This window comes from Streptomyces sp. NPDC102462 (assembly GCF_044765425.1).
Taxonomy (GTDB): Bacteria; Actinomycetota; Actinomycetes; order Streptomycetales; family Streptomycetaceae; genus Streptomyces.
In genome coordinates this window covers 1-24,127 of the sequence record NZ_JBIWKB010000046.1, presented here as the reverse complement: position 1 = coordinate 24,127, position 24,127 = coordinate 1, and the positions used below count along the sequence as shown (strand labels likewise).

General features: G+C 73.1%; 21 protein-coding genes. 15 read left to right on the top strand and 6 right to left on the bottom strand.

From position 1 onward, the window contains the following. Positions 1-182 precede the first annotated feature (182 nt). Both ACIRFL_RS31360 and ACIRFL_RS31355 read left to right on the top strand, forming a co-directional pair. Positions 183-1,568 (top strand): transcriptional regulator, encoded by a 1,386-nt coding sequence (locus ACIRFL_RS31360; RefSeq protein WP_404034980.1) that lies wholly within the window; start codon positions 183-185, stop codon positions 1,566-1,568. Between the two features lie 246 nt (positions 1,569-1,814). Then, positions 1,815-3,485 (top strand): hypothetical protein, encoded by a 1,671-nt coding sequence (locus ACIRFL_RS31355; RefSeq protein ID WP_404034978.1) that lies wholly within the window; start codon positions 1,815-1,817, stop codon positions 3,483-3,485. Positions 3,486-3,509: 24 nt separating this feature from the next. Here the strand turns inward: ACIRFL_RS31355 and ACIRFL_RS31350 are convergent, their stop codons facing one another. After that, a complete protein-coding gene (locus ACIRFL_RS31350; RefSeq protein ID WP_404034976.1) occupies positions 3,510-4,826 on the bottom strand; it encodes an ABC transporter substrate-binding protein in 1,317 nt (438 codons plus the stop codon). Positions 4,827-4,943: 117 nt separating this feature from the next. On the opposite strand from ACIRFL_RS31350, the gene ACIRFL_RS31345 reads away from it, so the two are divergent. Both ACIRFL_RS31345 and purU read left to right on the top strand, forming a co-directional pair. Then, positions 4,944-5,444 carry a hypothetical protein gene (locus ACIRFL_RS31345; RefSeq protein WP_404034974.1) on the top strand — a complete coding sequence of 167 codons (501 nt, stop codon included), beginning with the start codon at positions 4,944-4,946 and terminating at the stop codon, positions 5,442-5,444. 46 nt (positions 5,445-5,490) lie between these two features. Then, positions 5,491-6,372, top strand: coding sequence for a formyltetrahydrofolate deformylase (gene purU / locus ACIRFL_RS31340; RefSeq protein ID WP_404034972.1), 882 nt, complete (start codon positions 5,491-5,493; stop codon positions 6,370-6,372). A 186-nt stretch (positions 6,373-6,558) separates the two neighbouring features. Here purU and ACIRFL_RS31335 read toward each other — a convergent pair whose 3' ends face one another. Together ACIRFL_RS31335 and ACIRFL_RS31330 are read right to left on the bottom strand one after the other, a co-directional pair. Next, positions 6,559-7,884 carry a maleylpyruvate isomerase N-terminal domain-containing protein gene (locus ACIRFL_RS31335; protein WP_404034970.1) on the bottom strand — a complete coding sequence of 442 codons (1,326 nt, stop codon included), beginning with the start codon at positions 7,882-7,884 and terminating at the stop codon, positions 6,559-6,561. After that, positions 7,881-8,459: a sigma-70 family RNA polymerase sigma factor gene (locus ACIRFL_RS31330; RefSeq protein WP_404034968.1), complete on the bottom strand. Its 579-nt coding sequence runs from the start codon at positions 8,457-8,459 to the stop codon at positions 7,881-7,883. Before ACIRFL_RS31330 ends, ACIRFL_RS31335 begins: the two co-directional genes overlap by 4 nt. A 709-nt stretch (positions 8,460-9,168) precedes the next feature. On the opposite strand from ACIRFL_RS31330, the gene ACIRFL_RS31325 reads away from it, so the two are divergent. After that, a complete protein-coding gene (locus ACIRFL_RS31325) occupies positions 9,169-9,549 on the top strand; it encodes an STAS domain-containing protein (RefSeq protein ID WP_404034966.1) in 381 nt (126 codons plus the stop codon). A 677-nt stretch (positions 9,550-10,226) separates the two neighbouring features. Beyond that, the gene (locus ACIRFL_RS31320) at positions 10,227-10,739 is read left to right on the top strand and encodes an EF-hand domain-containing protein (RefSeq protein ID WP_404034964.1); all 513 of its coding nucleotides are present in this window, start codon (positions 10,227-10,229) and stop codon (positions 10,737-10,739) included. 28 nt (positions 10,740-10,767) lie between these two features. Here the strand turns inward: ACIRFL_RS31320 and ACIRFL_RS31315 are convergent, their stop codons facing one another. Continuing rightward, complete coding sequence (locus ACIRFL_RS31315) at positions 10,768-12,285, bottom strand: class I adenylate-forming enzyme family protein (protein WP_404034962.1); 1,518 nt, start codon at positions 12,283-12,285, stop codon at positions 10,768-10,770. Positions 12,286-12,445: 160 nt separating this feature from the next. On the opposite strand from ACIRFL_RS31315, the gene ACIRFL_RS31310 reads away from it, so the two are divergent. From ACIRFL_RS31310 to ACIRFL_RS31290, 5 genes are all read left to right on the top strand, one after another. Continuing rightward, on the top strand, positions 12,446-13,639 hold the full coding sequence (locus ACIRFL_RS31310) for an amidohydrolase family protein (RefSeq protein WP_404034960.1): 1,194 nt from the start codon (positions 12,446-12,448) through the stop codon (positions 13,637-13,639). Next, a complete protein-coding gene (locus ACIRFL_RS31305; protein ID WP_404034958.1) occupies positions 13,639-14,772 on the top strand; it encodes an acyl-CoA dehydrogenase family protein in 1,134 nt (377 codons plus the stop codon). Before ACIRFL_RS31310 ends, ACIRFL_RS31305 begins: the two co-directional genes overlap by 1 nt. A 7-nt stretch (positions 14,773-14,779) precedes the next feature. After that, positions 14,780-15,871 (top strand): acyl-CoA dehydrogenase family protein, encoded by a 1,092-nt coding sequence (locus tag ACIRFL_RS31300; RefSeq protein WP_404034956.1) that lies wholly within the window; start codon positions 14,780-14,782, stop codon positions 15,869-15,871. Positions 15,872-16,268: 397 nt separating this feature from the next. Then, on the top strand, positions 16,269-16,406 hold the full coding sequence (locus ACIRFL_RS31295; protein WP_351739096.1) for a hypothetical protein: 138 nt from the start codon (positions 16,269-16,271) through the stop codon (positions 16,404-16,406). A gap of 18 nt (positions 16,407-16,424) precedes the next feature. Further along, positions 16,425-16,889, top strand: a complete 465-nt coding sequence (locus tag ACIRFL_RS31290) for an ATP-binding protein (protein ID WP_404035060.1) — start codon at positions 16,425-16,427, stop codon at positions 16,887-16,889. A gap of 206 nt (positions 16,890-17,095) precedes the next feature. Here the strand turns inward: ACIRFL_RS31290 and ACIRFL_RS31285 are convergent, their stop codons facing one another. Then, positions 17,096-18,022, bottom strand: coding sequence for a cyclase family protein (locus tag ACIRFL_RS31285; RefSeq protein WP_404034953.1), 927 nt, complete (start codon positions 18,020-18,022; stop codon positions 17,096-17,098). 84 nt (positions 18,023-18,106) lie between these two features. On the opposite strand from ACIRFL_RS31285, the gene ACIRFL_RS31280 reads away from it, so the two are divergent. The 3 genes from ACIRFL_RS31280 (at position 18,107) to ACIRFL_RS31270 (ending at position 21,630) form a co-directional block, all read left to right on the top strand. Continuing rightward, positions 18,107-19,018, top strand: coding sequence for an SDR family oxidoreductase (locus tag ACIRFL_RS31280; RefSeq protein WP_404034951.1), 912 nt, complete (start codon positions 18,107-18,109; stop codon positions 19,016-19,018). A 405-nt stretch (positions 19,019-19,423) separates the two neighbouring features. Beyond that, positions 19,424-20,581: an acyl-CoA dehydrogenase family protein gene (locus ACIRFL_RS31275; protein ID WP_404034949.1), complete on the top strand. Its 1,158-nt coding sequence runs from the start codon at positions 19,424-19,426 to the stop codon at positions 20,579-20,581. After that, complete coding sequence (locus ACIRFL_RS31270) at positions 20,581-21,630, top strand: alcohol dehydrogenase catalytic domain-containing protein (RefSeq protein ID WP_404034947.1); 1,050 nt, start codon at positions 20,581-20,583, stop codon at positions 21,628-21,630. The genes ACIRFL_RS31275 and ACIRFL_RS31270 overlap by 1 nt, the downstream gene beginning before the upstream one ends. Here ACIRFL_RS31270 and ACIRFL_RS31265 read toward each other — a convergent pair. Further along, on the bottom strand, positions 21,552-22,628 hold the full coding sequence (locus ACIRFL_RS31265; protein WP_404034945.1) for a GlxA family transcriptional regulator: 1,077 nt from the start codon (positions 22,626-22,628) through the stop codon (positions 21,552-21,554). The genes ACIRFL_RS31270 and ACIRFL_RS31265 overlap by 79 nt on opposite strands. Positions 22,629-22,699: 71 nt before the next feature. On the opposite strand from ACIRFL_RS31265, the gene ACIRFL_RS31260 reads away from it, so the two are divergent. Continuing rightward, positions 22,700-24,037, top strand: a complete 1,338-nt coding sequence (locus ACIRFL_RS31260) for an MFS transporter (RefSeq protein WP_404034943.1) — start codon at positions 22,700-22,702, stop codon at positions 24,035-24,037. The last annotated feature ends 90 nt before the right edge of the window (positions 24,038-24,127 follow it).

Here is a 24,127-nt window from a genome sequence, read left to right as displayed (position 1 = left end):
GCGCATGGGTGCATCTGCGGGGGCGCGCGGGAGGAAGCAGGGTGTGACGGGGTAGCCACCCCTGGGGCCGGCACCAGCCTTTACTCCGGCAATCCGTGCATGTCCCGCATTTTCGGCATGAGGCGGGGCATTGATCTTCACAGCTGGATCTTTTCGCTCCAGGGGTTCGCAGGGGGTATGCCATGGCAGCAAGGCCTCTCGTCGCGCGGCAGCCGAACGAACGGTTGCAGGCGCTCATCCAGGAGGCGGGGTGCTCGAACGCCGGGCTGGCCCGCCGGGTCAACATGTGCGGCGCCGAGCACGGCCTCGACCTGCGCTACGACAAGACGTCCGTGGCCCGTTGGCTGCGCGGGCAGCAGCCGCGCGGTCGCGCTCCGGCGATCATCGCGGAGGCGCTGGGCCGCAAACTGGGCCGTACGGTCACCATCGACGAGATCGGGATGGCCAACGGCAAGAACCTGGCCTCGGGCGTCGGTCTCCAGTTCTCGCCGACGGTACTGGGGGCCATCGAGCAGGTCTGTGAGCTGTGGCGCAGCGACGTGGGCCGCAGGGACTTCCTGTCCGGTTCGTCGGTGGCGGCGTCCGCGCTGGTCGAGCCGAGCCGCGACTGGCTGATCTCGGCGCCGGACGCGCAGGTGGCGCGGCAGGCGGGCGCGCGCGTGGGGCAGTCGGACGTGGCGGCCGTGCGCGCGATGACCCAGGCGCTCGTGGACCTCGACCACCAGTACGGCAGCGGGCATGTGCGGCCGGTGGTCGTGCACTATCTCAACAGTGTCGTCTCCGGGCTGCTCGCCGGCTCCTACCGGGAGGCGGTCGGCCGTGATCTGTTCGCCGCGGTGGCCCGACTGACCGAGCTGGCCGGGTACATGGCCATCGACACCGGCCAACCCGGCCTGGCCCAGCGGTACTACATCCAGTCGCTGCGGCTGGCGCAGGCGGCGGGCGACCGCGGATACGGCGGCTATGTGCTCGCCGCGTCCATGAGCCATCTGGCCGCGCAGCTCGGAAACCCGCGGGAGATCGCGCAGTTGGCGCGGGCGGCCCAGGAGGGGGCGCGGGGCCGGGTCACCCCGCGCGTCGAGGCGATGTTCCACGCGGCCGAGGCGCGTGGGCACGCGCTGCTGGGCGATGTGCGGGCCACGCAGACGGCGTCCGGGCGGGCGATCGCGGCCATGGAGTCGGCCGACGCGGAGTCCGGGGACGACCCGGCGTGGATCGCGCACTTCGACGAGGCGTATCTGTCGGACGAGTTGGCGCACTGCCACCGTGATCTCGGGCAGGCAGGGGAGGCCGCGCGGTACGCGGAGCAGTCGCTGGCCGGGCACCCCGCGGGGCGGGCGCGCAGGCGGGCCATCGGCTATGTGCTGCTCGCCACGGCCCAGGTGCAGCAGCGGGAGGTCGAACTGGCCTGCCACACCGGGCTGAAGGCGGTCGAGTTGCTGGAGACGCTGCGGTCCAACCGCGGTGCCGAGTATCTGGAGGACTTCCAGCAGCGTCTTGAGCCGTTCCGGGACGAGCCGGTGGTACGGGAGTTCGGGGCGCGGCTGGACCTTCAGCAGGCCGCGTGAGGCGGTCCCGGCCGTGGCGTGAGTGACGGCACGTTCGGTGTGTGAACGACGGCCCGCCGGGTGCGTGAACACGCGGGAAACGATGCGCTGACGCACGGACGTGCCCATGAACAGCGTGCCACGAGGTGGTTCTGTTACAGGCGTCACAGGGAAGAAGGTCACGCCCTGAGCTGCGTGGCACCGGGCTCGGGAGACCCGGTAGCGTGAGCCGACGATTCCGAAGGTCCCCCATTCGTAGGAGTCCCGGTGACGCAGAGTGGACAGGGCGAGCCCGCGCGCGAAGGCATCGTGCTGCCCTCCGACGGCGGCGAGCCCCTGCTGCCGGGCATGACGGGCGGATCCGCCCCGCAGCCGGCCGCGAACCAGCCGGCCGCCCCGGCTGCCGGCCCTCCGGCCGCCGCGCCGGCCGGCGGTCAGTCGTGGGACCGGCCCTGGGGCCCCGACCAGCAGCAGACCGCCGCTCCCCAGCCCGGCCAGGGCTGGGCCCCGGCCGGCGCGCAGGAATGGGCTGCCCCCGGCGGGCAGCCCGCCCCGTGGACGCCCCAGGAGCCGCCCGCCCCGGGCGCCGGCCCGCTTCCCCCGGAGGGCGCCACTGCACCGTCGTACGGCGGCCGGTCCCCGCAGGAGCCGGCGTACGGCTCCGGCGCGCACGGCGCGCAGCACCAGGCGTACGGCCCCGGCGGCGACGCGATGCAGCAGCCGTACGCGGGGGGCGGCGCCCCGCAGCAGCCGTACGCGGGCGGTGGCGCCCCGCAGCAGTCGTACGCGGCACCGCTCCCCGCGACCGCAGGGGAGCAGGCGACGCAGTACCTCCCGCCGGCCGCCGCGGACGAGGGCGCCACCCAGTTCCTGCCGCCCGTCGCCGCCGGCGCTCCCGGCCCCGCGCCGGCTCCCGTGGACGAGGGCGCCACCCAGTACATACCGCCGGTGGCGCCGGGCGCGCTGCCGCCCGAGACGTCGGCCGAGGACACCCGCTTCCTGGGCCGGGCCGACCAGCCGCGGCCCGCGGCCCCCAACCCCGACGCGGAGGCCACGCAGTACATCGCCCCGGTGGCCGCCCCGTACGGCGCCGCCCCGGGCGGGGACCGGCAGCCGCCCGCCGAGTTCGACAACCTCTTCCGCGGCGCCGCGGCCGGTCCGGCCCCGGCCACCCAGCAACTGCCGCCCGTCCAGCAGCCGCAGGACCCCTATCCAGGGCAGCCGCAGCCCGCCTACGCCCCGCAGGGCCCCGGCGGCGGACGGCGCGGCGGGCAGGACGGCGGCGGGCGCGCGGGGCGCGGCGGCCGGTCCCGCTCGCGGGTGCCGCTGATAGCCGCCGCCGGCATCGGCATCATCGTCCTCGGGGTCGGCGCCGGCGCGCTGCTCAGCGGCGGGGGCGACGACCAGGGCGACCGCAACAAGACCGTCGCCGCCTCGGCCCCCGCCGAGGAGGAGTCGCCGTCGCCGTCGGCGTCCGCCGACCCCGCCGAGCAGCAGGCCGTCGCCCTGGACAAGCTGCTCGCCGACAGCGGCAGCAGCCGCGCCTCGGTGATCAAGGCGGTGTCCGATGTGAAGTCCTGCCAGAACCTGGACCGGGCCGCGGCGGACCTGCGGGACGCGGCCAAGCAGCGCTCCGAGCTGGTCACCCGCCTGTCCCAGCTGACCGTGGACAAGCTGCCGAACCACGCCGAGCTGACCACCGCGCTCACCAAGGCGTGGCATGCCTCGGCGTCGGCCGACAACCACTACGCGGCCTGGGCGGACCAGACCGCGGGGAAGCACGGCTGCAAGAAGAAGCAGGCCCGCACCACCGGCCAGACCCAGGCGGGCAACCGGGACAGCGGCACCGCGAGCGCGGAGAAGGCCAAGGCGGCGCCGCTGTGGAACGCGATCGCGAAGACGTACGGCCTCACGCAGCGCCAGCCGACCCAGCTGTGAGCCGGGGCGGCGGGCGCGGCCGGCTCAGCTGAGGTTGGCGTTCAGCAGCGTCCTGGTGACGTCCACGGCGCCCCCGTCCTTGGCCGCCACCAGTTGGCCCCCGCGCACCACCTGAAGGGTCACCTGCGTGTTGACCAGGCGGGACAGCCCGACGGAGGCGAGCTTGCCCCGGCCCTGCTGGTGCCAGCTGAGGGCGGGGGTGAGCCCGCCCGTGCCGATCTTGACCCCGGAGTTCAGGGTGCGGCGCACGGTCTCGGCGCTCACCTCGCCGTCGCCGATCTCCTCCAGGACGGCCCGCAGCGCGGTGTAGGCGATCCACGTGGTCTGCACCCCGGCGTCCGCGGGGTCGATCCGGTTGTCGCCGAACGCCTCCTTGTTGATCACCTTCTTCATGGCGTCCCAGCGCTTGTCGGAGGCCACCGGGTACCAGCCGGTGATGTACGAGCCCTCGTACGGCCCGCTCGCGCCGCCCGTCGCGTTGATCACGCTCTGGTCGACGCTGCCGAGCACGGTGGCGGTCCGCACCTCCGGGTAGTCCCCGCGGGCGCGCCGGAAGGAGTCCATGAAGGTGTCCGTGCGGCCGCCGAGCGCGGGCACCACGCACCCCTTGTGCAGCGGGTCCGCGGTCGCCGCCTTGAGCGCCTGCTCGGACTGGCCGCCGTACTCGGTGGCGTCCTCGGGTGCGAGCTGGTCCTTCGCCGCGTCGTGACCGCCCGAGGCCAGCCCGGAGTCGATCAGCTCGGGCAGCTGGTCGCCGGCGATGCTGTCGGGGCGGACCAGGGCGACGGGGCCGCAGCTGTCGGCGAGCGCCCTGCCGAGGCCGGCCATCAGCGTGGGCTGGCCGCCGTTGACCGGGTAGGACAGGGCGCTGGTGAACTCCTCGTTCGTCACGCCGTAGCCGCCCAGGTACGGGATGCCCGCGCCCTCCAGCGGCGCGAAGTAGGAGTCGCCGAACTGGCTGTAGGAGCCGACGACCGCGACCACGTTCTCGTCCACCGCCCGCCGGGCGCACTTCGCGGCGCCCACCGCGTTGTTGTGGTCGTTGCAGGTCAGGACCTTCAGCTTGCGGCCGCCTATGCCGCCCTGGGAGTTGATCCAGCGGGCGTAGGCCGCGGCCACGGCGGGCATGCCGGCCTTGTTGGTGGCGCCGGTGTCCCGGGGCGCCCAGGTCATCACCTTGATCGGGTCGTCCCCTGAGCCGCCCGCGGTGCCCGGGATGACCCCGCATCCGGCGGCGAGCGAGACACAGGCCACGAGCGCGCCCGCGGACAGCGCGGCGGCTTTGACGGGCCGGGGGAGGGCGGGGGGAAGGGTCTTGCGGATGCGTCGCCTGCCGGTCATGCTCACGCACGATTCCGCCACATCGCTAACCGGCGAGTGACCCTCGGTCAATCAAAGGTGACATAGAGGTGAATTACGGGGGTCGGTCAGGCGCCGCCGCCGGGGAACGTACGATCGGTGACCGTGCAAGGTTCGGAGAACTCTTCCCGTCGCGGCCGTCGCTCCTCCACCATGGGCGGCATGCCACTGAATGACATGCCGTGGTGGCGCTGGCGCAGCAATGTGCGCTCCGCGCTGCACATGCTCTCGGACCCGGTGTTCCAGCGGGACGTCTGGCTGGCCGGCGTCGACGGGTACGGGGATGTGACCGACGCCGTGTACCGGCTGGTGGAGGACACCTGGCTGGACAACTGGTCCGCCGAGAAGTACGTCGGCACGATCTTCCGGGACTCCCAGGAGGCGGCGCTCGTCGACACCGCCGTGCTGCGGGTGCTGCGGATCATGCACCAGGTCGGACCGGACGCGCCGGTCGCCGCGTACGTCGAACACCAGGACTGGCCGGAGGCGGTGCGGGCGGCGCGGGACGCGCACGTCCGGATGTCCATGAGCGACGGCGACGACCCCGAGGTGCCGCCGCGCAGCCTTGAGGTGCTGCGCATCATGACGCGGTCCGCGTAGCGGGCCGTGCCTCCCGCGGCGGGCCGGATGTGGGACCCTGTGCTGCATGAGTGAGCAGTCCACCCGGGCCGCGGCCCCGTCCGACCAGTACGTCCTGACTCTCTCGTGCCCGGACAAGAAGGGCATCGTGCACGCGGTGTCGAGCTATCTGTTCATGACCGGGTGCAACATCGAGGACAGCCAGCAGTTCGGCGACCACGACACGGGACTGTTCTTCATGCGGGTCCACTTCTCGGCGGAGGCCCCGGTCACCGTGGACAAGCTGCGGGCGAGCTTCGCGGCGATCGGTGACTCGTTCCAGATGGACTGGCAGATCAACCAGGCCGACGAGAAGATGCGCATCGTCCTGATGGTCAGCAAGTTCGGCCACTGCCTCAACGACCTGCTGTTCCGGGCCCGGATCGGCGCGCTGCCGGTGGAGATCGCGGCTGTGGTCTCCAACCACACCGAGTTCACCGAGCTGGTGGAGTCGTACCATATCCCCTTCCACCACATCCCGGTGACCAAGGACACCAAGGAGCAGGCCGAGGAGCGGCTGCTGGAGATCGTCCGCGAGCAGCGGGTCGAGCTGGTCGTCCTGGCCCGCTACATGCAGGTCCTCTCGGACGACCTGTGCAAGCGGCTCAGCGGCCGGATCATCAACATCCACCACTCCTTCCTGCCGAGCTTCAAGGGCGCGAAGCCGTATCACCAGGCGCATGCCCGCGGTGTGAAGCTGATCGGTGCCACGGCCCACTATGTGACGGCCGACCTCGACGAGGGCCCGATCATCGAGCAGGAGGTCGAGCGGGTGGGGCATGGCGTCACCCCGGACCAGCTGGTGGCGATCGGCCGGGACGTGGAGTGCCAGGCGCTGGCGCGGGCCGTGAAGTGGCACGCGGAACGACGCATCCTCCTCAACGGCCGCCGCACGGTGGTCTTCGCCTAGCAACTCGGGCACCTGTGCCGGTCGAGGAGGCTCGACTGGTCCGACCTCAGGGGCGCGGGGAACTGCGCGAACGGCCCCCACGAGCCGCAGCCGCCGATGAACCGCAACCCGTCCCCACGAGCCGCGGTCGCCGATGAACCGACTCGCCCCCACGAGCCGCTACATCCGGCTCAACGCCGCCGTGCGCTACATGCGGCTCAATCCCGCTGTGGCGAACAGGACTTCGCGGATCGCCTCGCGGTCACCGGTCTGGCCCGCCGCGGCGTCCTGCGGTGGCACATGACCCGCGGCCAGCCGGCAGAACTCCACGCCGTCCAGGGCGACATGGGCCACCTCCAGCTCGGCGGAGCCCGCCGCGCCCGGCGAGTCGAGCGGGATCAGCCACTCGCCGCCGCCCGCTCCCTCGATCTCCAGCCGGAGGCTACGGCCCGGACGCCCGGCCGCGACCAGGTGCGGGGCGCCGCTCATGGCGGCCAGCCCCGCCTGCCGCCGGGCCGCAAGCGCCCCGGGCAGCATCCGCGCGGCCAGGTCGATCATGCGGTGCAGATGGCGCGGCGCGGGCGGCTCGTACGGGTAGTCCACCGCCTCCGCGATGTCCTCCGCGTGCACCCAGCACTCGAAGGCACGGTCCAGCATGGCGTCATGCAGCGGCAGGGTGAAGTCGCCGTAGCCGACGGGCAGTTTCCCGGCGCCGCCGCTGAAGGACACCATCCGCACCAGGTTGTGGCTCTGCTCCCGCCAGGGCGCCCGCACGGCACGGGTCGGCGGGAAGTGCAGGGCCCGCCAGTACGCCTCCGTGCGTGCCGCCGGACCCGTCACGCCCCGCTCGGCCACGGGGTCCTCAAGGCCGAGCGCCACCGCGACCAGACCGTCCACCGACAGCAGGTGCGCGATCACCCCGGCGACGGTGGTACGGCGGCTCGTCGCCGCCTCGCCCTCGAACCACCGCAGCCGCACCGGCGCATGCCATTCGGCGGCCCCGATGTCCTGGAGCAGCGCGTCGAGCCGGGCGGTCTCGGCGTCGTACGGCGTCGCCCACTCGGGCAGCGGGATGCGCGGCGGTCGCCGGTCCAGGCAGCTCGCGAGGACCCGGGTGCGCAGCGCCGGGTCCAGGTCGAGGCTTTCGGGCTGGTGCAGCAGGCCGACCGCCTCGCGCAGCCGCCGCGCCTCGTCGGCGCAGGTACCGCAATCGCCCAGGTGCTCCTCGACGGCGGCGGTCTCGGTGGCCGAGCAGGCGGCCAGCGCCCACGCGCCGAGCAGTGATCTCAGCACGCCGTGCGGCAGCGTCGGAGCGGGCGCCACCGCGTCCGGCTCGGGCAGGGGCCGCCCGCCGTCCTCGACGGAGGCACGGGGCAGCGGGATGCGCGGCGGGCGGTCCGGTTCGGGGCCGTCACCGGGCCGCGGGCCGTCGGGGCCGCCCGCCCCCGGCGGATGCCCGGCACCGCTGCCGGCATCCGGGCCGCCCGGCTCCTCGTCATGGTGACGCGCATCGAACCACTCCGCTCCGCTCACCGCGCGCCCCCGTCTTCCGGGGGCGTCCCGGCGTCGTGGGCGGTGGACAGCAGTTGCAGGCCGAGGCGGAGCCGGCGGCGGGCCTCGTCCTCGGTGACGCCGAGGTCGGCGGCGGTCTGCCGGTAGTCGCGACGCTGGACGTAGGCCAGGTCCAGGGCGGCGCGCAGCGGGGCGGGCATGGAGTGCACGATGTAGTCGGCGCGGGCGGCGACCGAGGCGTGACGCACCTTGCGCTCCAGTTCCTCGGCGCGGGACTCGGCGTCGGCGCCCTGGGTGAGCGCGGCGGTCTCCGTGGCGCGCAGCCGCTGCACGGCGAGCCGGTGGGTCAGCGCGGCCATCCAGGAACGCAGCGGGCCCTGCCGGGGGTCGTAGGTGTCGGGGTGTTCCCAGACGTGGGCGAAGACCTCGCGGGTCATGCCGTCGGCGGCCCCCTCGTCGCCCAGTACGCGGTGGGCGAGGCCGTGCACCAGCGAGGCGAAGCGGTCGTAGAGCTCGCCGAGGGCCGCGGCCTCGCCGCGTGCGAGGCGCTGCTGCATCGTGCGGTCCCAGCGGGGCGGTGCGCCCTTCTTCGCCATGCGGCCCCCTCCCCTTGCCCCTGTCCAGCGCCTACCCAATGTCTCCACGAATGTAATCGGCGGTTCCGACGGAGCACGTGCCTTTGCGTCAATGCGCGCCTCCGGCGGACCGCAGGTGGTAATGGACCTTCGTGGCCGTGCGTCCCCCGTCCGATCGAACAGGATCGAAGACGACTGGAACAAGCCTCTTCTTCCGGTTTTTCGTTTCTGCTGCCGTGCGGGGCGGTGGCGAAGCCGGTCGTCTTCCGCCCGGAGGGTGCGCGGCCCTACGATGACCGGATGCTTCCTGGCAGATCGACCGGCGCCGGATCTCGATCTGGACGACTGCCACGGCGGGATCATGGCCGGACGGCAGCTCAACCGCATCCGCGGCGCAAGGAAGAGCATCCGTGAGCGGGTACGGCTTGCGAAGCCCCCACGGGCCACCTACTCCGGCCGGGCCTTCGCCCAGCTGGGGCAGTTCATCGTGTACAAGGCCCGTAAGGCGGGGGGCGAACCGGGTCTCCCGGGAACCGGGGCGTGGGACAGAGCGCAAACGCAGCGCCACAGCCAGTGGCGCCCGTTGTGCAGGCCCGGGACTTCGGTCCCGGGTGGTTGACGGAACGGCCGCTGGGTAGCCGCGCTGCAAGGAAGCGTAGGAGGAACTTCCGTTTCCGGACGTTTCTGGACGTTTCTGGATGGTTCCGGGAGGTCCCGGCGAGCGAAAGGCGTGGTGGTGGCGTTCACAGTGACCGAGGACGAGCGTGGCGGCTGGGCCGTGCTGCGGGTGTCGGGCGAACTGGACCTGGTGACCTCACCGGTGCTGCGCCAGCGGGTGCACGACGCGGTGGCCGACGGGCACCGCCTGCTCGTGGTGGACCTCTCCGAGGTCTTCTTCTGCGACTCCAGCGGGGTCGGCGTGCTGATAGCCACCCGTCGCCTCATCCGCTCCTGCCGCGGCCGGCTGCGGCTCATCCTGCCCGCCCGGGGCGCCGACGACGGCTCACACGTCAACCGCGTCCTCGGCGCCCTGGGAGTACGCCGCCTCTTCGACATCCACCCCGACCTCACCACGGCCACAACAGAGACCCCCAACCCCCTCACGGCCTGACCCCGCGCACCTGTTTCAGGCGTGACCGCATGCCTTGCCACGACGCAAGACCGCCACGCCCTGCCCCACCACGAGACCCCCACGTCCCCGTCCCGGCATGAGACCGCGGCCCGCGCTCCGGTGTGAGTGCGCGTGCCTGGCGCGGCGTGAGACCGCCGTGTTCCGTCCTGGGGTGAGTCCGCCACATCCCGTCCGGCACGGGGCCGTGGGGCCGCCCGCCTGCCCGGGCAGTACATGCCGCGCCCGCCTCGGCGGGAGTCCGCGGCGCCCCCGTTCGGCGTGAGGCTGCGCGTCTGCCGGAGTCGGAAACCGCCGCTCCCGTGCCGGCATGCCATCGCCGTCCCCGTCCGGCGTGAGTTCGCGCGTCTTTCCGGCGGGAGGTCGCCGCGCGGCTGCTCCGGCGTGAGTTCGCCGCCCCCGCTTCGGCGTCGGGTCACCGTGCCCGTCCCGGCATGCCACTTGCCCCCACCCCCGGCATGCCGCTGCCGGTCCCGGCCCGGTATGCCACCGCCGCCCGGCCCCGGCGGGAGAGGGCGGCGTTTGTCTTGGGTGACGGGGTTGTTGCGGGGGTTCGGTGGTCTTGGTACAAGCGTGGGGTTGGCGGGCCGTGGGCCGTGTGGGCGTCGTACGCTCCGTGCGAGATGCACCCCACGTGACGTAAGGCGGCCCGAGAAGACATGGTCAGCACCGAGTACGAGCGGCGGATCGCAGCCCGGTTCGCCACCTTCGACCAGGACGGCAACGGCTGGATCGACCGGGAGGACTTCAGCGCGGCGGCCAAGGCGCTGCTCGCCGAGTTCGACACGGCGGCCCGCTCCGCCAGGGGCCAGGCGCTGTACGCGGGCGCCGAGGCGTTCTGGCAGGGCATGGCGGGGATAGCGGACCGGGACGGCGACCAGCGCATCACCCGGGAGGAGTTCGTGACCGGCGCGGTCAAGCGCCTGCGCGACAACCCCGAGCGGTTCGCCGAGATCGCCCACCCCTTCCTGCACGCGGCCCTGGCCGTCGCGGACACCGACGGCGACGGCGCGGCCACGGTCGACGACACCGCGCGCGTGCTGCGGATCCTCGGTGTCCCGCAGGACATCGCGGGGCCGGTGGCCGCGGCGCTGGACACGGACGGCGACGGCCGGGTGGGGGAGGCGGAGATCGTCCCCGCGTTCGCCCGCTACTTCACCGTGCCGGAGTGAGACGCACCGCGCACCCGCCCCACGGCGCTCACCGCCCGCCGCCCGAAAAACGCTCCCGCAGCTCGTACTTGAGCACCTTCCGCAGCGTCTCGCCCCGTGGAAGGGCGTCCACCACCTCCAGCTGCTCCGGCAGCTTGTGCACGGAAAGTCCTGCCGCGCGCAGGTACGCCGTCACCGCCTCCAGGGTCAACTCCCCGTCCGGGGGCGGTGGTACGGCCCGTTCGACCACCGCGCACACCCGCTCACCGCGCTCCGTGTCCGGCAGCCCGATCACCGCCACGTCCCCGACGGCGGGATGCCGGTGCAGCAGGTCCTCGATCTCCTTGGCCGAGATGTTCTCGCCCTTGCGGATGATCACGTCCTTGCGCCGCCCCGTGAGCACCAGGTGCCCGCCGTCGGTGAGATACCCGAGGTCGCCGGTGCGCAGGAACCCGTCCGCGTCGAACGCCTCCGCGGTCTGCGCCGGGTCCAGATAGCCCCGGCACACGGCCTCCCCGCGCAGCCGCACCTCCCCGTCGACGATCCGTATCTCCATCTCCCGCGGCGGTCGCCCCTCCGTCGTCGCGAGGTTCTCGGCCGTGTCCCGCGGATCCCCCATGGTGATCATCGGCACCTCGGTCATGCCGTAGCCGTGGGCGAGCTGCACGCCCATCTCGCGGACCACGGCGTGGTACACCTCCGGCGGCTTCGGCGCCCCGCCGCCGGCGAGCAGCCGCAGCGTCGGGATGATCCTCTCGCCGGGCTGTTTGCGCTGCTCGGCGAGGAACATGGAGTAGAAGGCGGTGGAGCCGCCCGCCACCGTCACCCGGTGCCTGCGGTACCCGGCGAGCGCCGCAGGCAGCGCGAACTGCTCGAACAGCACCGCCGGGAAGCCGTACAGCAGCAGCATCACCGTGTAGTCCGGGCCGGCGATGTGCGCGTACGGGAAGGCCATCGAGCCCACGTCGTCCGGTCGCAGGCGCAGCGCGTGGGCGAGGCAGGAGCCGCCCGCGATCAGCGAACGGTCCGTGTGCAGCACGCCCTTGGGGGCGGAGGTGGTGCCCGAGGTCCAGTAGATCCAGCGCACCGAGGTGCCCTCGTCGGGCGGCGGCGGCAGCCGCGCGGGATCGCCGTCGGGCAGCGCGTCGTACGCCTCGAAGATCCCCTTGGCGCCCAGCCGCCGCGCCATCGCCGTGTGGTCGTATCCGCGCCAGGTGCCCGGTACGGCGAAGAACTCCGCCCTGGACTCGCGCAGCGCGAAGCCGACCTCCCGGTCCCGGTAGAACGGGATGACCGGTGACTGCACGGCGCCGAGCCGGGCCAGCGCGAAGGACAGCAGGGCCGTCTCGATGCGGGTGGGCAGCTGCCAGGCGACGACCGTGCCGGGCCGTACGCCCATGCCGTACAGGCCCGCCGCCACCCGCTCGGCGCCCGCGCGCAGGCCGCCGAAGGTCAGCGTCCGGTCGTCCTGGAGGAACACCGGGCGGTCGGGGGTGAGGGCGGCGCGGCGGGCGAGGAGCTGCCAGAGCGTGCGGGACGTGCTCAGTTCGTGTGCGGCGGTGTCCATCCCCGCCCCCCTTCGACTGACGGAGCGTCAGATAGTGCGCAGAGCGTAGGGCCGTGCGCCTTGTCGGTCCAGGGGTGCGGGACTAGTCTCCTGCCCGGAGTATTTCTGACGGGCCATCAGATACGGCGGCCGTCAGCACCACGTCAGGCGGAGGGGACCCATGCCCGAACTGCCCCGCATCATCAGCGTCGACGACCATGTGATCGAGCCCGCCCACCTCTTCGAGACCTGGCTGCCGGCGAAGTACCGGGACCGCGGGCCCAAGCCGCTCACCGCCGGGATCGGCGAGCTGGCCTACATCGGCGGCAAGTACCGCATCACCATGGACCCGGACGGCCAGCCCACCGACTGGTGGATCTACGAGGACCTGAAGTTCCCCTACAAGCGCAACATCGCCGCCGTCGGCTTCGACCGCGACGAGATGACCCTGGAGGGGATCACCCGGGAGCAGATGCGGCCCGGCTGCTGGGACCCCGTCGAGCGGCTCAAGGACATGGACCTCAACCACGTCGAGGCCAGCCTCTGCTTCCCGACCTTCCCGCGCTTTTGCGGGCAGACCTTCGCCGAGGCCCACGACAAGGAGGTCGCGCTCGCCTGTGTGCGCGCCTACAACGACTGGATGGTGGAGGAGTGGTGCGCGGGCAGCGGCGGCCGGCTCATCCCGCTGTGCCTGATCCCGCTGTGGGACGTGGACCTTGCGGTCGCGGAGATCCGGCGCAACGCCGAGCGCGGGGTGCGGGCGGTGACCTTCTCCGAGATCCCCACCCACCTCGGGCTGCCCTCCATCCACTCCGGCCACTGGGACCCGTTCTTCGCCGCCTGCCAGGAGACCGGGACCGTCGTCAACATGCACATCGGCTCCTCCTCGCAGATGCCGGCCGCCTCACCGGACGCGCCGCCCGCCGTCCAGGCGTCGCTCAGCTTCAACAACGCGATGGCCTCGATGATGGACTTCCTGTTCAGCGGCGTACTCGTGAAGTTCCCGCGGCTCACACTGGCCTACTCCGAGGGCCAGATGGGCTGGGTCCCGTACGCCCTGGAACGCGCCGACGACGTCTGGGAGGAGCACCGCGCCTGGGGCGGCGTCCGCGACCTGATCCCGGAACCGCCGTCGACGTACTACTACCGGCAGATCTTCTGCTGCTTCTTCCGCGACAAGCACGGAGTCGCGTCCCTGGACGCCGTGGGCCGCGACAACGCCACCTTCGAGACCGACTACCCGCACGTCGACTCGACCTTCCCGCACACCGAGGAGGTCGCCCTCGACCATGTGAAGGGCCTGGACGAGGAGACCGTGTACAAGCTGATGCGGGGCAACGCGATCCGCATGCTCGGCCTCGACCTGGACCGCTAGTGGACCTGTCGTACACGCCGGAGGAGGAGGACTTCCGGGCGCGGCTGCGTCAGTGGCTGGCGAAGGCGCTGCCCACCCTGCCGGCCAGGCCGTCCCCGGAGGACTGGCCCGCGCGCCGCGCCTACGACCTCGGCTGGCAGCGGATGCTGTACGACGCCGGGTACGCCGACGTGCACTGGGACGCGCCGCCGACACAGCGGCTGATCTTCCTGGAGGAGACGGAGCGGGCGGGCGCGCCCTATGTGGGCGCGGGCTTCGTCGGGCTGCTGCACGCCGGCCCGACGATCGCCGCGGAGGGTACGGCCGCGCAGCGGGCGCGCTGGCTGCCGCCGATCCTGCGCGGCGAGCAGGTGTGGTGCCAGGGCTTCAGCGAACCGGACGCCGGATCCGACCTTGCCGCGCTGCGCACGCGCGCGTGGCGGGACGGCGACGACTACGTGGTGAGCGGGTCCAAGGTCTGGACGTCGCACGCCGAGGTCGCCGACTGGTGCGAACTGCTGGTCCGCACCGACCCCGACGCGCCCCGGCACCGGGGCATCACCTGGCTGGCGCTGCCCATGGACGCCCCGGGCGTCACCGTACGGCCACTGCGCACGCTCGCCGGGTCGGCGGAGTTCGCCGAGGTCTTCCTCGACGAGGTGCGGGTGCCGGTGGCCAACCGGGTCGGCGCCGAGAACGACGGCTGGCGCGTGACCATGGTGACGCTCTCCTTCGAACGCGGCACGGCCTTCGCCGGTGAGGTGGTCGCCTGCCGCCGGGTGCTGGGCGAACTCGCCCGCGAGGCCCGCGCCAACGGCCGCTGGGACGATGCGGCGCTGCGCCGCAGGCTCGGCGCGCTCAACGCGGAGTTCCGGGCCCTGTGGCGGCTGACCCAGTGGAACGTGAGCGAGGCCGAACGGGTCGGCGGGGTGCCCGGGGTCGGCGGTTCGGTCTTCAAACTGAGGTATTCGCACGCCCGTCAGGAGCTGTACGACGCGGCGGCCGACGTCCTCGGCGCGGACTGCCTGGACCTGGACCGGCCGTGGGTCCTCGACCGGCTGTCCTCCCTGTCGTACACCATCGCCGCCGGTACGTCGCAGATCCAGCGGAACATCGTGGCCGAGCGGATCCTCGGCCTGCCGAAGGGGCGGTGAACGGCCGATGCGCTTCCAACTCACCGGCGAGCAGCGCGCGTTGCGGGACGGCGTGCGACGGCTGCTGGCCCGGCGGCGGGACGCGTGGCGGCCGCGGGCCGCGCTCGGCCCGCCCCGCCTGGACCGGGCGCTGTGGCGGGAGCTGGGCGCGGCGGGCCTGTTCGCGCTGCGGCTGCCCGAGGCCGACGGCGGGGCGGGGGCCGGGCTGCCGGAGGCGGTGCTGGCCTTCGAGGAGGCCGGCCGGGCGCTGCTGCCCGGCCCGCTGGTGGCCACCCACCTCGCGGCCGGCACCGTGCCCGGGGCGGCCACCGGGGAGACGGTGGTGACGGCCGTGGACGGCGGCCTTGTGGAGTGGCTGGCGGCGGCCGACGTGGTACGCGGTGACGCCTCAGCGGCGGTGCCGATGCGCTCGGTGGACCCACTGACCCCACTGCACCGGGTGCCCCCGGCGGGGACGGCGGGAGCGGCCGGCGGGGCCGGGGTGATCGGTGAGGTCCGGGCGGCTGGTGAGGCCGGGGCGGTCGGCGGGGCTGGGGCGGTCGGCGCGGCGGCGGACCCCGTCGCGCCGGGCTCCGTCGCGTCTGACCCTGTGGTGCCGGGCTCTGTCGTGCCGGGCTCCGTCGCGTCTGACCCCGTCGTGCCTGGCTCCGTCGCGTCTGACCCCGTGGTGCCTGGCCCCGGCGCGCCTGACCCCGTCGCTGTCCTGCTCACCGCGGCCGAACAGCTCGGCACGGCCACGCGCGTGTGCGGACTGGCCGCGCAACACGCCCGGACGCGTGAGCAGTTCGGACAGCCCGTCGGGGCGTTCCAGGCGGTCAAACACCTGTGCGCGGACATGCTGGTGCGCACCGAGACGGCGCGCGCGGCGGTGTACGCGGCGGCCGTCACCGGTGACCCGGTGGACATCGCGGCGGCCCGGCTGCTCGCCGACGAGGCGGCCGTGCGCGGCGCCCGCGACTGCCTCCAGGTGCACGGCGGCATGGGCTTCACCTGGGAGTCAGAGGTTCATCTCCAGCTGAAACGGGCATGGCTGCGGGCCCGGCGCGGTGGGGGCGGCACGGACGGAGCCGAACTGCTCGCCGCCGATCTGGCCGGCTGACGGCCGGGAAGAACCCGGCGGGCCGCCGGGCGTCGCCCACCCCTGGCCGATGTCACGGATCGTGGCATTCAGGGATCACGGAGCGTTGATATCGGCTTGTGTCCTCCGCGTGACTCGTCACGGCCCGGAGTCGGCCGTCCCCTCCGGTACCTTGTGTGGGATGCGAGCGGTTCCGAGCACGAGCCATGCCGGTGTTGCCCCTGGGGTGGCTCCGCATCCGGCGGTGCGCGCCGCTGTTCGCGGGGCGACCAGGGCCTTCGCCCCCACCCGTGCGGCCCCCCGCCGCGAGCGTCGCACAGTATGCCGCACGCGTACTCCTTCGCGCTGGAATATGCCCGAAGCGCTTGTTGGGGTGACTGTACGTCAACCATGCTGTCTCGTAAGGGAGTCACGTTCCGTGACCCTTGCTGTGGTCGTTGTCCTGCCCATGCAGAAAATGGCTACGATCGTGGCCTTCGTCGTGGTGCTCGTCGCGGCCCTCGTCGTGGCGTGCGCGTGGCGTCGGGTCATGTGTCCGCCGGTTCGGATGGTGTGAGCGGTGCAGGTGCTTCAAGTGCAGCTGGAGATCCGGCCCGACCCCGCGGAGGTGGGGCGGGCCCGCAGATGGGCCCGCTCGCGGCTCGCCGGGTCCGGGATAGCGGCCGACGAGCAGTTGGCCGAAATCCTGATCCTGCTCGTGTCCGAACTGGTGACCAACGCCGTGGTGCACACGGGCCATCCCGCCGTTCTCAGGCTCTCGCTGCCCGGTACGGCGGCGGAGCCGGCCACGGTGCGCCTGGAGGTGGCCGACACCAGCGCCCGGGCGCCGGTGCCGCGGTGCGCCGGCCGCGAGGCGACCGGCGGCCGGGGCCTCGCGCTGGTCGACGGTCTCGCCGACCGCTGGGGCTGGAGCCCGGAGGGCGGGGGCAAGCGCATCTGGTGCGAACTCGACCGGTGCGACCGGCCGCAGGGGAGCGCGGCGGCGGCGTACGGGGGCGGCGGGTCCGCGTACGAGGGGCTGGCCTTCGAGGCGGTGTAGCCGGGGGGCACGGCGATGCGCCGGTCCATGCATCCGTGCGCACCCCGTGTGAAGAGGGGATGAGCGATAAATCCTCGTACGGGTGTTGACGCCTCGTGACCGTCTGATCACGCTTGTGGTCTGCGATTCGCCGCGAGGGGACGGCAAGGGCTTGGTGACGGAAGCCCTCGTCGAGTGTGGGTCGGGCCGGAGCCCCGGAAGAAGCCTCAGAGGATGGCCACCGGGGCGACCGGCGTACCCGTGGCGCCGGTGAACGGTTCGGGCATCGCCGACAGCAGGAATTCATACCGGCCGGCTTGTCCACAGGCTGTGGACAACTCTTCGAGATTCCAGTTCTGCCCCTGGAGCATCCCCATCTCCACCAGGTCGAGGGCGTGCACGGGCAGCCACAGCCCGTCGATCTCGGGCGGGAAGACCTCGAAGGTGAGCGTGTCGTTCGCGACGGCCGCGACGTCGCGCGCGTGGAACCACTCCGGGGTGCGCACCGATAGACCCGGCGAGGGATGGGCGTAACCGTGCTTGTCGCCCGCGAGGTACACCTGCATCTGCCCCGTCCGCACCAGCACCACGTCACCGGCCCGCACCCGGGTGCCGGCCAGTTCCTCGGCCGCGTCGAGATCCTCCGGGGTGACCGCGTACCCGCCCTCCAGCCGGTCCGTGCCATGCGCGCGTGCCACGTCCAGCAGCACCCCGCGGGAGACCAGGTGCCGCACCTTGTCGATGCCGCCGAACTCCGCGCCGGCGTGCGCCGACACCGTGTGGGCCGGCCGCCCGTTGTAGAGCTTCCCGGAGTGCGAGACATGGGTCAGCGCGTCCCAGTGCGTGCCGGCCTGCAGACCCATCGTCACGGCGTCGTCGCTGCACGCGACCGTGCCCGGCCCGAACAACTCTTGGTTGATCTGCACCATCGCGTGCAGCGGATTGACCCGCCCGGGGATCATCCCGGTCTGCACACCGTCCTGGCGCAGCGGCAGCGCCAGCGGGACACGGCGCCCGGAGCGGACGCCGGCCGCGGCCTCCCGCACCACCTCGTCGGTGATCAGGTTCAGGGTGCCGATCTCGTCGTCCGCCCCCCAACGGCCCCAGTTGTTCACGCGCTTGGCGATGGCGTGGAACTCGTCGGGCAAGGACATCGTGGCCTCCCGGGGCTTGTCTCCGGCTGTATGGGGCGCCATAAAATCTAACGGTCCGTCAGAAACCGCGGGAAGGGGCCGGGCGTGGGGAACTTCTTGGCAGGCAAGGCCGTCGCCGTGACGGGCGCCGGGCGGGGCATCGGCCGCGCGGTCGCCCTCGCGGCGGCGGCCGAGGGAGCGCGGGTCGTCGTCAACGACTACGGCGTGGCGACCGACGGCACCGCGCCGAGCAGCGAGGTCGCCGACTCCGTGGTCAAGGAGATCGAGACGGCGGGCGGTGAGGCGGTCGCGGTCGCCGACGACGTCTCCACGATGGCCGGCGGCCGGCGGGTCGTCGAGACGGCCCTGTCGGCGTACGGGCGCCTCGACGGGGTCGTCTGCGTCGCCGGGATCCTGCGGGAACGGATGCTGTTCAACATGACCGAGCAGGAGTGGGACCCGGTGCTCGCCACCCATCTCAAGGGCACGTTCACCGTGTTCCGCGCCGCCGCCGCGGTCATGCGCGAACAGCGGTCCGGCACGCTGATCGGCTTCACCAGTGGCAACCACCAGGGCTCGGTGTCGCAGGCCAACTACAGCGCCGCGAAGGGCGGGATCATCTCCCTGGTCCGCAGCGCGGCGCTCGGGCTGCACCGGTACGGGGTGACCGCGAACGCCGTGGCACCCGTGGCCCGCACCCGGATGTCGGCCGGGGTCCCGATGGAGCTGACGGAGATCGGCGAACCGGAGGACGTCGCCGCGCTCGTGGTCTACCTGCTCTCCGACCGGGCCCGCGAACTGCCCGTCACCGGCCAGGTGTACACGATCGCCGGCCCCAAGATCGCCGTCTGGGCCCAGCCCCGCGAACTACGCGCCGCCTACGCGGAAGGCACCTGGACCCCGCAACGCATCGCCGACTCCCTCCCCGGCACGGTAGGCACCGACCCGATGCCGCTCCTGTCCCAACTCCCAGCAATGACCCAGGCGGCCCGCTCAACCTCCCGCCCCAACGCATAAGCCGACATCTGTGCAGCGCGCCCCGATAGGGGCGCGGGGAACTGCGCGACAAGCCACAACGCACCCGCAGACGCCCGACGACGCTCACCGCCACGGCGGGACCGCGCCCCAGCCCCAACGCACCCGCAGACGCCCGACGACGCACCACACCCGCTAAGCATCCCGAACGCACAAGCCCACAGCTGGGCAGCGCCCCATAGGGGCGCGGGGAACTGCGCGACAAGCCACAACGCACCCGCAGACGGCCGAGACGCCCACCCAACGGCGCGACCCCGCCCCAGCCCACCGCACCCGCACACGGCCCACGACGCTCACCCCAACGGCGCACCCCCGCCCCAGCCCACCCCACCCGCAGAACAACCGACGCCCCCCGCCCCCACGGCCAAACCCCCGGAGGCCCCCGCCATGGACTTCGGCCAAACGCCAGAGGACACCGCATTCCGCTCCGAGGCCCGCGCCTGGCTGGCCGCGCACGCCGGCGCCACCCAGGACCGCCGCTCCTGGGAACGCACGCTCGGCAAGGCCGGCTGGATAGGTCTGGGCTGGCCGGAGCCGGGCTACGGCAACCGCACCGCCGGCCTCACCCAGCAGGTCGCCTGGGCCGAGGAGTACGCACGCTCGGGCGCGCCCCCACGCTCCGGGCACATCGGCGAGAACCTGCTCGCCCCCACCCTCATCGCCCACGGCACCGCCGAGCAGAAGGCCCGCTTCCTGCCGCCCGTCGCGGCCGGCGAGGAGCTGTGGTGCCAGGGCTACAGCGAACCCGGCGCGGGTTCCGACCTGGCCGGCGTGCGCACCACCGCCGTACGCGAGCCGCACGGCTACCGCGTCAGCGGCCAGAAGATCTGGACCTCCCTCGCCCACGAGGCCGACTGGTGCTTCGTGCTGGCCCGTACCGACCCGGACTCCCGCCGGCACCACGGGCTCAGCTTCCTGCTCGTGCCCATGGACCAGCCGGGCCGGATCGAGGTCCGTCCGATCCGGCAGCTGACGGGCACGAGCGACTTCAACGAGGTCTTCTTCGACGGGGCGTACGCGCGCGTGGAGCACGTCGTCGGCGGTGAGGGCGCGGGCTGGCGGGTGGCGATGAGCCTGCTCGGCTTCGAACGCGGGGTGTCGACGCTGGCCCAGCAGATCGGCTTCGCGCAGGAACTGGAGCAGGTCGTGCGCACGGCCGTGCGGACCGGCGCGGCAGCGGACCCGGTGCTGCGCGCCGGCCTGGTGCGGCAGTGGGCCGAACTGCGCACCATGCGCTGGAACGCGCTGCGCACCCTGGGCGGGGCGGACGACCCGGGCGCGCCCAGCGTGGCCAAGCTGCTGTGGGCGGGCTGGCACCAGCGGCTGGGCGAGCTGGCGGTGCGGGTGCGGGGCGCGGCGGCCTCCGCGGGACCGGAGGACTGGTCCCCGCAGCAGCCCTACGCGCTGGACCCGGCGCAGCACCTGTTCCTGTTCTCCCGGGCCGACACCATCTACGGCGGCTCCGACCAGGTCCAGCGCACCATCATCGCCGAGCGTGTGCTCGGCCTGCCGAGGGAGCCGAAGGGGTCGAGGGGAGTCGTGTGATGCGCGGTGTGGTGTTCGACGGTGAACGGGTGCGGGTCGTCGACGACCTTCGGGTGCGCGATCCGGGGCCCGGCGAGGTGCTGGTCGCGGTCGCCGCGGCCGGGCTGTGCCACAGCGATCTGTCGGTGGTGGACGGCACCATACCCTTCCCGGTTCCGGTGGTGCTGGGCCATGAGGGCGCGGGGGTGGTGGAGGCGGTCGGTGTGGGCGTAACACATGTGGCGCCCGGCGACCATGTGGCGTTGTCCACGCTCGCGAACTGCGGCACCTGCGCTGACTGCGACCGCGGTCGGCCGACCATGTGCCGCCGGGCCATCGGCCGCCCGGGCCGGCCGTTCACCCGCGGTGGGGAGCCGCTGTTCCAGTTCGCGTCCAACTCGGCCTTCGCGGAACGCACGGTCGTCAAGGCGGTGCAGGCGGTCCGTATCCCGAAGGACGTCCCGCTGCCGTGCGCCGCGCTGATCGGCTGTGGGGTGCTGACCGGGGTGGGGGCCGTGCTCAACCGGGCCCGGGTGGAGCGCGGGGACAGCGTGCTGGTGATCGGCGCGGGCGGGATCGGCCTGAACGTCATCCAGGGGGCCCGGATCGCGGGCGCGCTGCGGATCGTGGCGGTGGACGCCAATCCGGCGAAGGAGGCGGTGGCCCGGCGGTTCGGCGCGACCGACTTCCTGACCTCGGCGGACGCGGTGCGGGACGTGCTGCCGACCGGCGCGGACCACGCCTTCGAGTGCGTCGGCCGCACCGATCTGATCCGCCGGGCGGTCGACCTGCTGGACCGGCACGGGCAGGCGGTGCTGCTCGGGGTGCCGCCGGCCACGGCCGAGGCGTCGTTCCTGGTCTCCGCCATGTACCTGGACAAGTCGATCCTCGGCTGCCGCTACGGCTCCGCCCGCCCGCAGCGCGACATCGCCCTGTACGCCGAGCTGTACCGCCAGGGGCGGCTGCTGCTGGACGAGTTGGTGACCGGAACCTACCCGGTCGAGGACTTCGACAGGGCGCGGGCGGACGCGGCGGCGGGACGGCTGGCCCGGGCGGTGCTGACCTTCTGACCGCGCGTCCGGCCGGCGGCGCGGAAGGTGCGCCGGTACGCGGTGGGTGTGACGCCGAGCGCCGTCTGCAGATGCTGGCGCATCGACTGGGCCGTGCCGAAGCCCGCGTCCCGGGCCACCCGGTCGACGGGGAGGTCGGTGGACTCCAGCAGGTGCCGGGCGCGTTCGATGCGCTGCTGGGTGAGCCACTGGCCGGGGCTGACGCCGACCTCCTCGCGGAAGCGGCGGGTGAAGGTGCGTACCGACATGGCCTCCTGCTCGGCCAGGTCGCGCAGCTGGATCGGCTCGTGGAGGCGGTCCAGCGCCCAGGCGCGGGCGGCGGTCGTGGTGGCCAGCTGCGGGTCCGGCACCGGCCGGTCGATGTACTGCGCCTGGCCGCCGTCGCGGTGCGGCGGTACGACCATGCGGCGGGCCACGTCGTTGGCGACGGCGGTGCCGTGGTCGCGGCGTACGAGGTGCAGGCACAGGTCGATCCCGGCGGCGACCCCCGCCGAGGTCAGCACGTCGCCGTCGTCGATGAACAGCACATCCGCGTCCACCTTGATCTTCGGGAACATCCGCTGGAACCGTTCCGCGTCGGCCCAGTGCGTGGTCGCCGGGCGGCCGTCGAGGCGTCCGGCGGCGGCGAGGACGTACACGCCGGTGCAGATGGAGGCGAGCCGGGTGCCGGGCCGGATCCGGGCGAGCGCGGCGGCCAGCTCCTCGCCGAGCACGCCCCGCTCGTAGACCGGGCCCAGTTCGTAGGAGGCCGGGACGATGACGGTGTCGGCGGTGGCCAGGGCTTCCGGGCCGTGCGCCACGTGGATGGCGAAGTCGGCGTCGGTCTCCACCGGTCCGGGCGGCCGGACGGAACAGGTGACGACCTCGTACAGGTGCCGCCCGCGGGCGTCCCTGGGGCGGCCGAAGATCCGGTGCGGGATGCCCAGCTCGAAGGGGAGCAGGCCGTCCAGCGCGAGGACGACGACGCGGTGCGGGCGGAAGTCCGGCTCTGCGCTCATGGCCCGATCCTAGCGAACGCTGTCCTTTGGGCCACTCGCCGGAGGCGGCGCGGCACCGGAAGCTCTATGACGTGACTCAGACAAGCGATGCAGCGGCGGCCGTCCGGCGGCTGCGGGAGCCCCGACCGAGGCGTCCGTGGCGGGGCCGCCGCACGGCGGTGCACCGCGCGTGGTTCGTCGCCGCCGTCACGTTCGTCACGATCATCGGCGCGGCGGCCTTCCGCTCGCTGCCCGGCCTGCTCATCGACCCGCTGCACCAGGAGTACGGCTGGTCGCGCGGCACGATCGGCGCGGCGGTCTCCATCAACCTCGCGCTGTACGGGCTGACCGCGCCGTTCGCCGCCGCGCTGATGGATCGTTTCGGCATCCGCAAGGTGGTCGCCGTGGCGCTGACCGTGATCGCGCTGGGTTCGGGCCTGACCGTGTGGATGACCGCGGCGTGGCAACTGCTGCTGTGCTGGGGCCTGCTGGTCGGGCTCGGCTCCGGGTCCATGGCCCTCGCCTTCGCCGCGACCGTCACCAACCGCTGGTTCACCGAGCGCCGCGGACTGGTCACCGGCATCCTCACCGCCGCCTCCGCCTCAGGGCAGCTGATCTTCCTGCCGGTGCTGTCCTGGACCGTCGAGACGTACGACTGGCGTCCGGCGGCCGTGACGGTCGCCCTCGCCGCCCTCGCGGTCGTCCCGTTCGTGTGGCTGCTGCTGCGCGACCACCCGGCCGACGTGGGTCTCAAGCCGTACGGCGCACCGGAGTTCGTGCCCAAGCCGGCCCCCGTCACCGGCGCCGCCCGGCGCACCCTGACCGTGCTGGCCTCCGCCGCACGCACCGGGCCCTTCTGGCTGCTCGCCGGCACCTTCGCGATCTGCGGCGCCTCCACCAACGGCCTGATCCAGACCCACTTCGTGCCCGCCGCCCACGACCACGGCATGCCCATCACGGCGGCGGCCTCGCTGCTCGCGGTCATCGGCGTGTTCGACGTGGTCGGCACGATCGCCTCCGGCTGGTTCACCGACCGCTTCGAGCCGCGCCGCCTGCTCGCCGTGTACTACGCCCTGCGCGGGATGTCCCTGCTCTTCCTGCCCATGCTGCTCGGGCCGAGCATCCACCCGCCGATGATCTTCTTCATCGTCTTCTACGGCCTCGACTGGGTCGCCACCGTGCCGCCCACCCTCGCCCTGTGCCGCGAGCAGTACGGCGCGGACAGTGCCATCGTCTTCGGCTGGGTACTCGCCTCCCACCAGGTCGGCGCGGCCCTCGTCGCCTACCTGGGCGGCGTCTCCCGCGACGTCTTCGGCTCCTATGACATGGTCTGGTACGCCTCCGGCACCCTGTGCGCCGCGGCGGCCCTCATGGCCCTGATCATCCGCCGCCACCCACCGGCCCCCGCCCCATCGCTCCAGGCCGCCTAGACCCAATGCCGGTGACTTAAGTGGCTGTGGCTCGTTGTCCTTCGTATGGCGAGGGTGGGGCAGGTCAAGGCGCCTGCGGGTGAGCGGTTG

Excerpts from the sequence above, each read along its gene's own strand:
- ACIRFL_RS31360 (WP_404034980.1), top strand. The coding sequence starts at position 183 with ATGGCAGCAAGGCCTCTCGTCGCGCGGCAGCCGAACGAACGGTTGCAG.
- ACIRFL_RS31350 (WP_404034976.1), bottom strand. The coding sequence starts at position 4,826 with ATGACCGGCAGGCGACGCATCCGCAAGACCCTTCCCCCCGCCCTCCCC.
- purU (WP_404034972.1), top strand. The coding sequence starts at position 5,491 with ATGAGTGAGCAGTCCACCCGGGCCGCGGCCCCGTCCGACCAGTACGTC.
- ACIRFL_RS31330 (WP_404034968.1), bottom strand. The coding sequence starts at position 8,459 with ATGGCGAAGAAGGGCGCACCGCCCCGCTGGGACCGCACGATGCAGCAG.
- ACIRFL_RS31320 (WP_404034964.1), top strand. The coding sequence starts at position 10,227 with ATGGTCAGCACCGAGTACGAGCGGCGGATCGCAGCCCGGTTCGCCACC.
- ACIRFL_RS31315 (WP_404034962.1), bottom strand. The coding sequence starts at position 12,285 with ATGGACACCGCCGCACACGAACTGAGCACGTCCCGCACGCTCTGGCAG.
- ACIRFL_RS31310 (WP_404034960.1), top strand. The coding sequence starts at position 12,446 with ATGCCCGAACTGCCCCGCATCATCAGCGTCGACGACCATGTGATCGAG.
- ACIRFL_RS31300 (WP_404034956.1), top strand. The coding sequence starts at position 14,780 with ATGCGCTTCCAACTCACCGGCGAGCAGCGCGCGTTGCGGGACGGCGTG.
- ACIRFL_RS31285 (WP_404034953.1), bottom strand. The coding sequence starts at position 18,022 with ATGTCCTTGCCCGACGAGTTCCACGCCATCGCCAAGCGCGTGAACAAC.
- ACIRFL_RS31275 (WP_404034949.1), top strand. The coding sequence starts at position 19,424 with ATGGACTTCGGCCAAACGCCAGAGGACACCGCATTCCGCTCCGAGGCC.
- ACIRFL_RS31270 (WP_404034947.1), top strand. The coding sequence starts at position 20,581 with ATGCGCGGTGTGGTGTTCGACGGTGAACGGGTGCGGGTCGTCGACGAC.
- ACIRFL_RS31265 (WP_404034945.1), bottom strand. The coding sequence starts at position 22,628 with ATGAGCGCAGAGCCGGACTTCCGCCCGCACCGCGTCGTCGTCCTCGCG.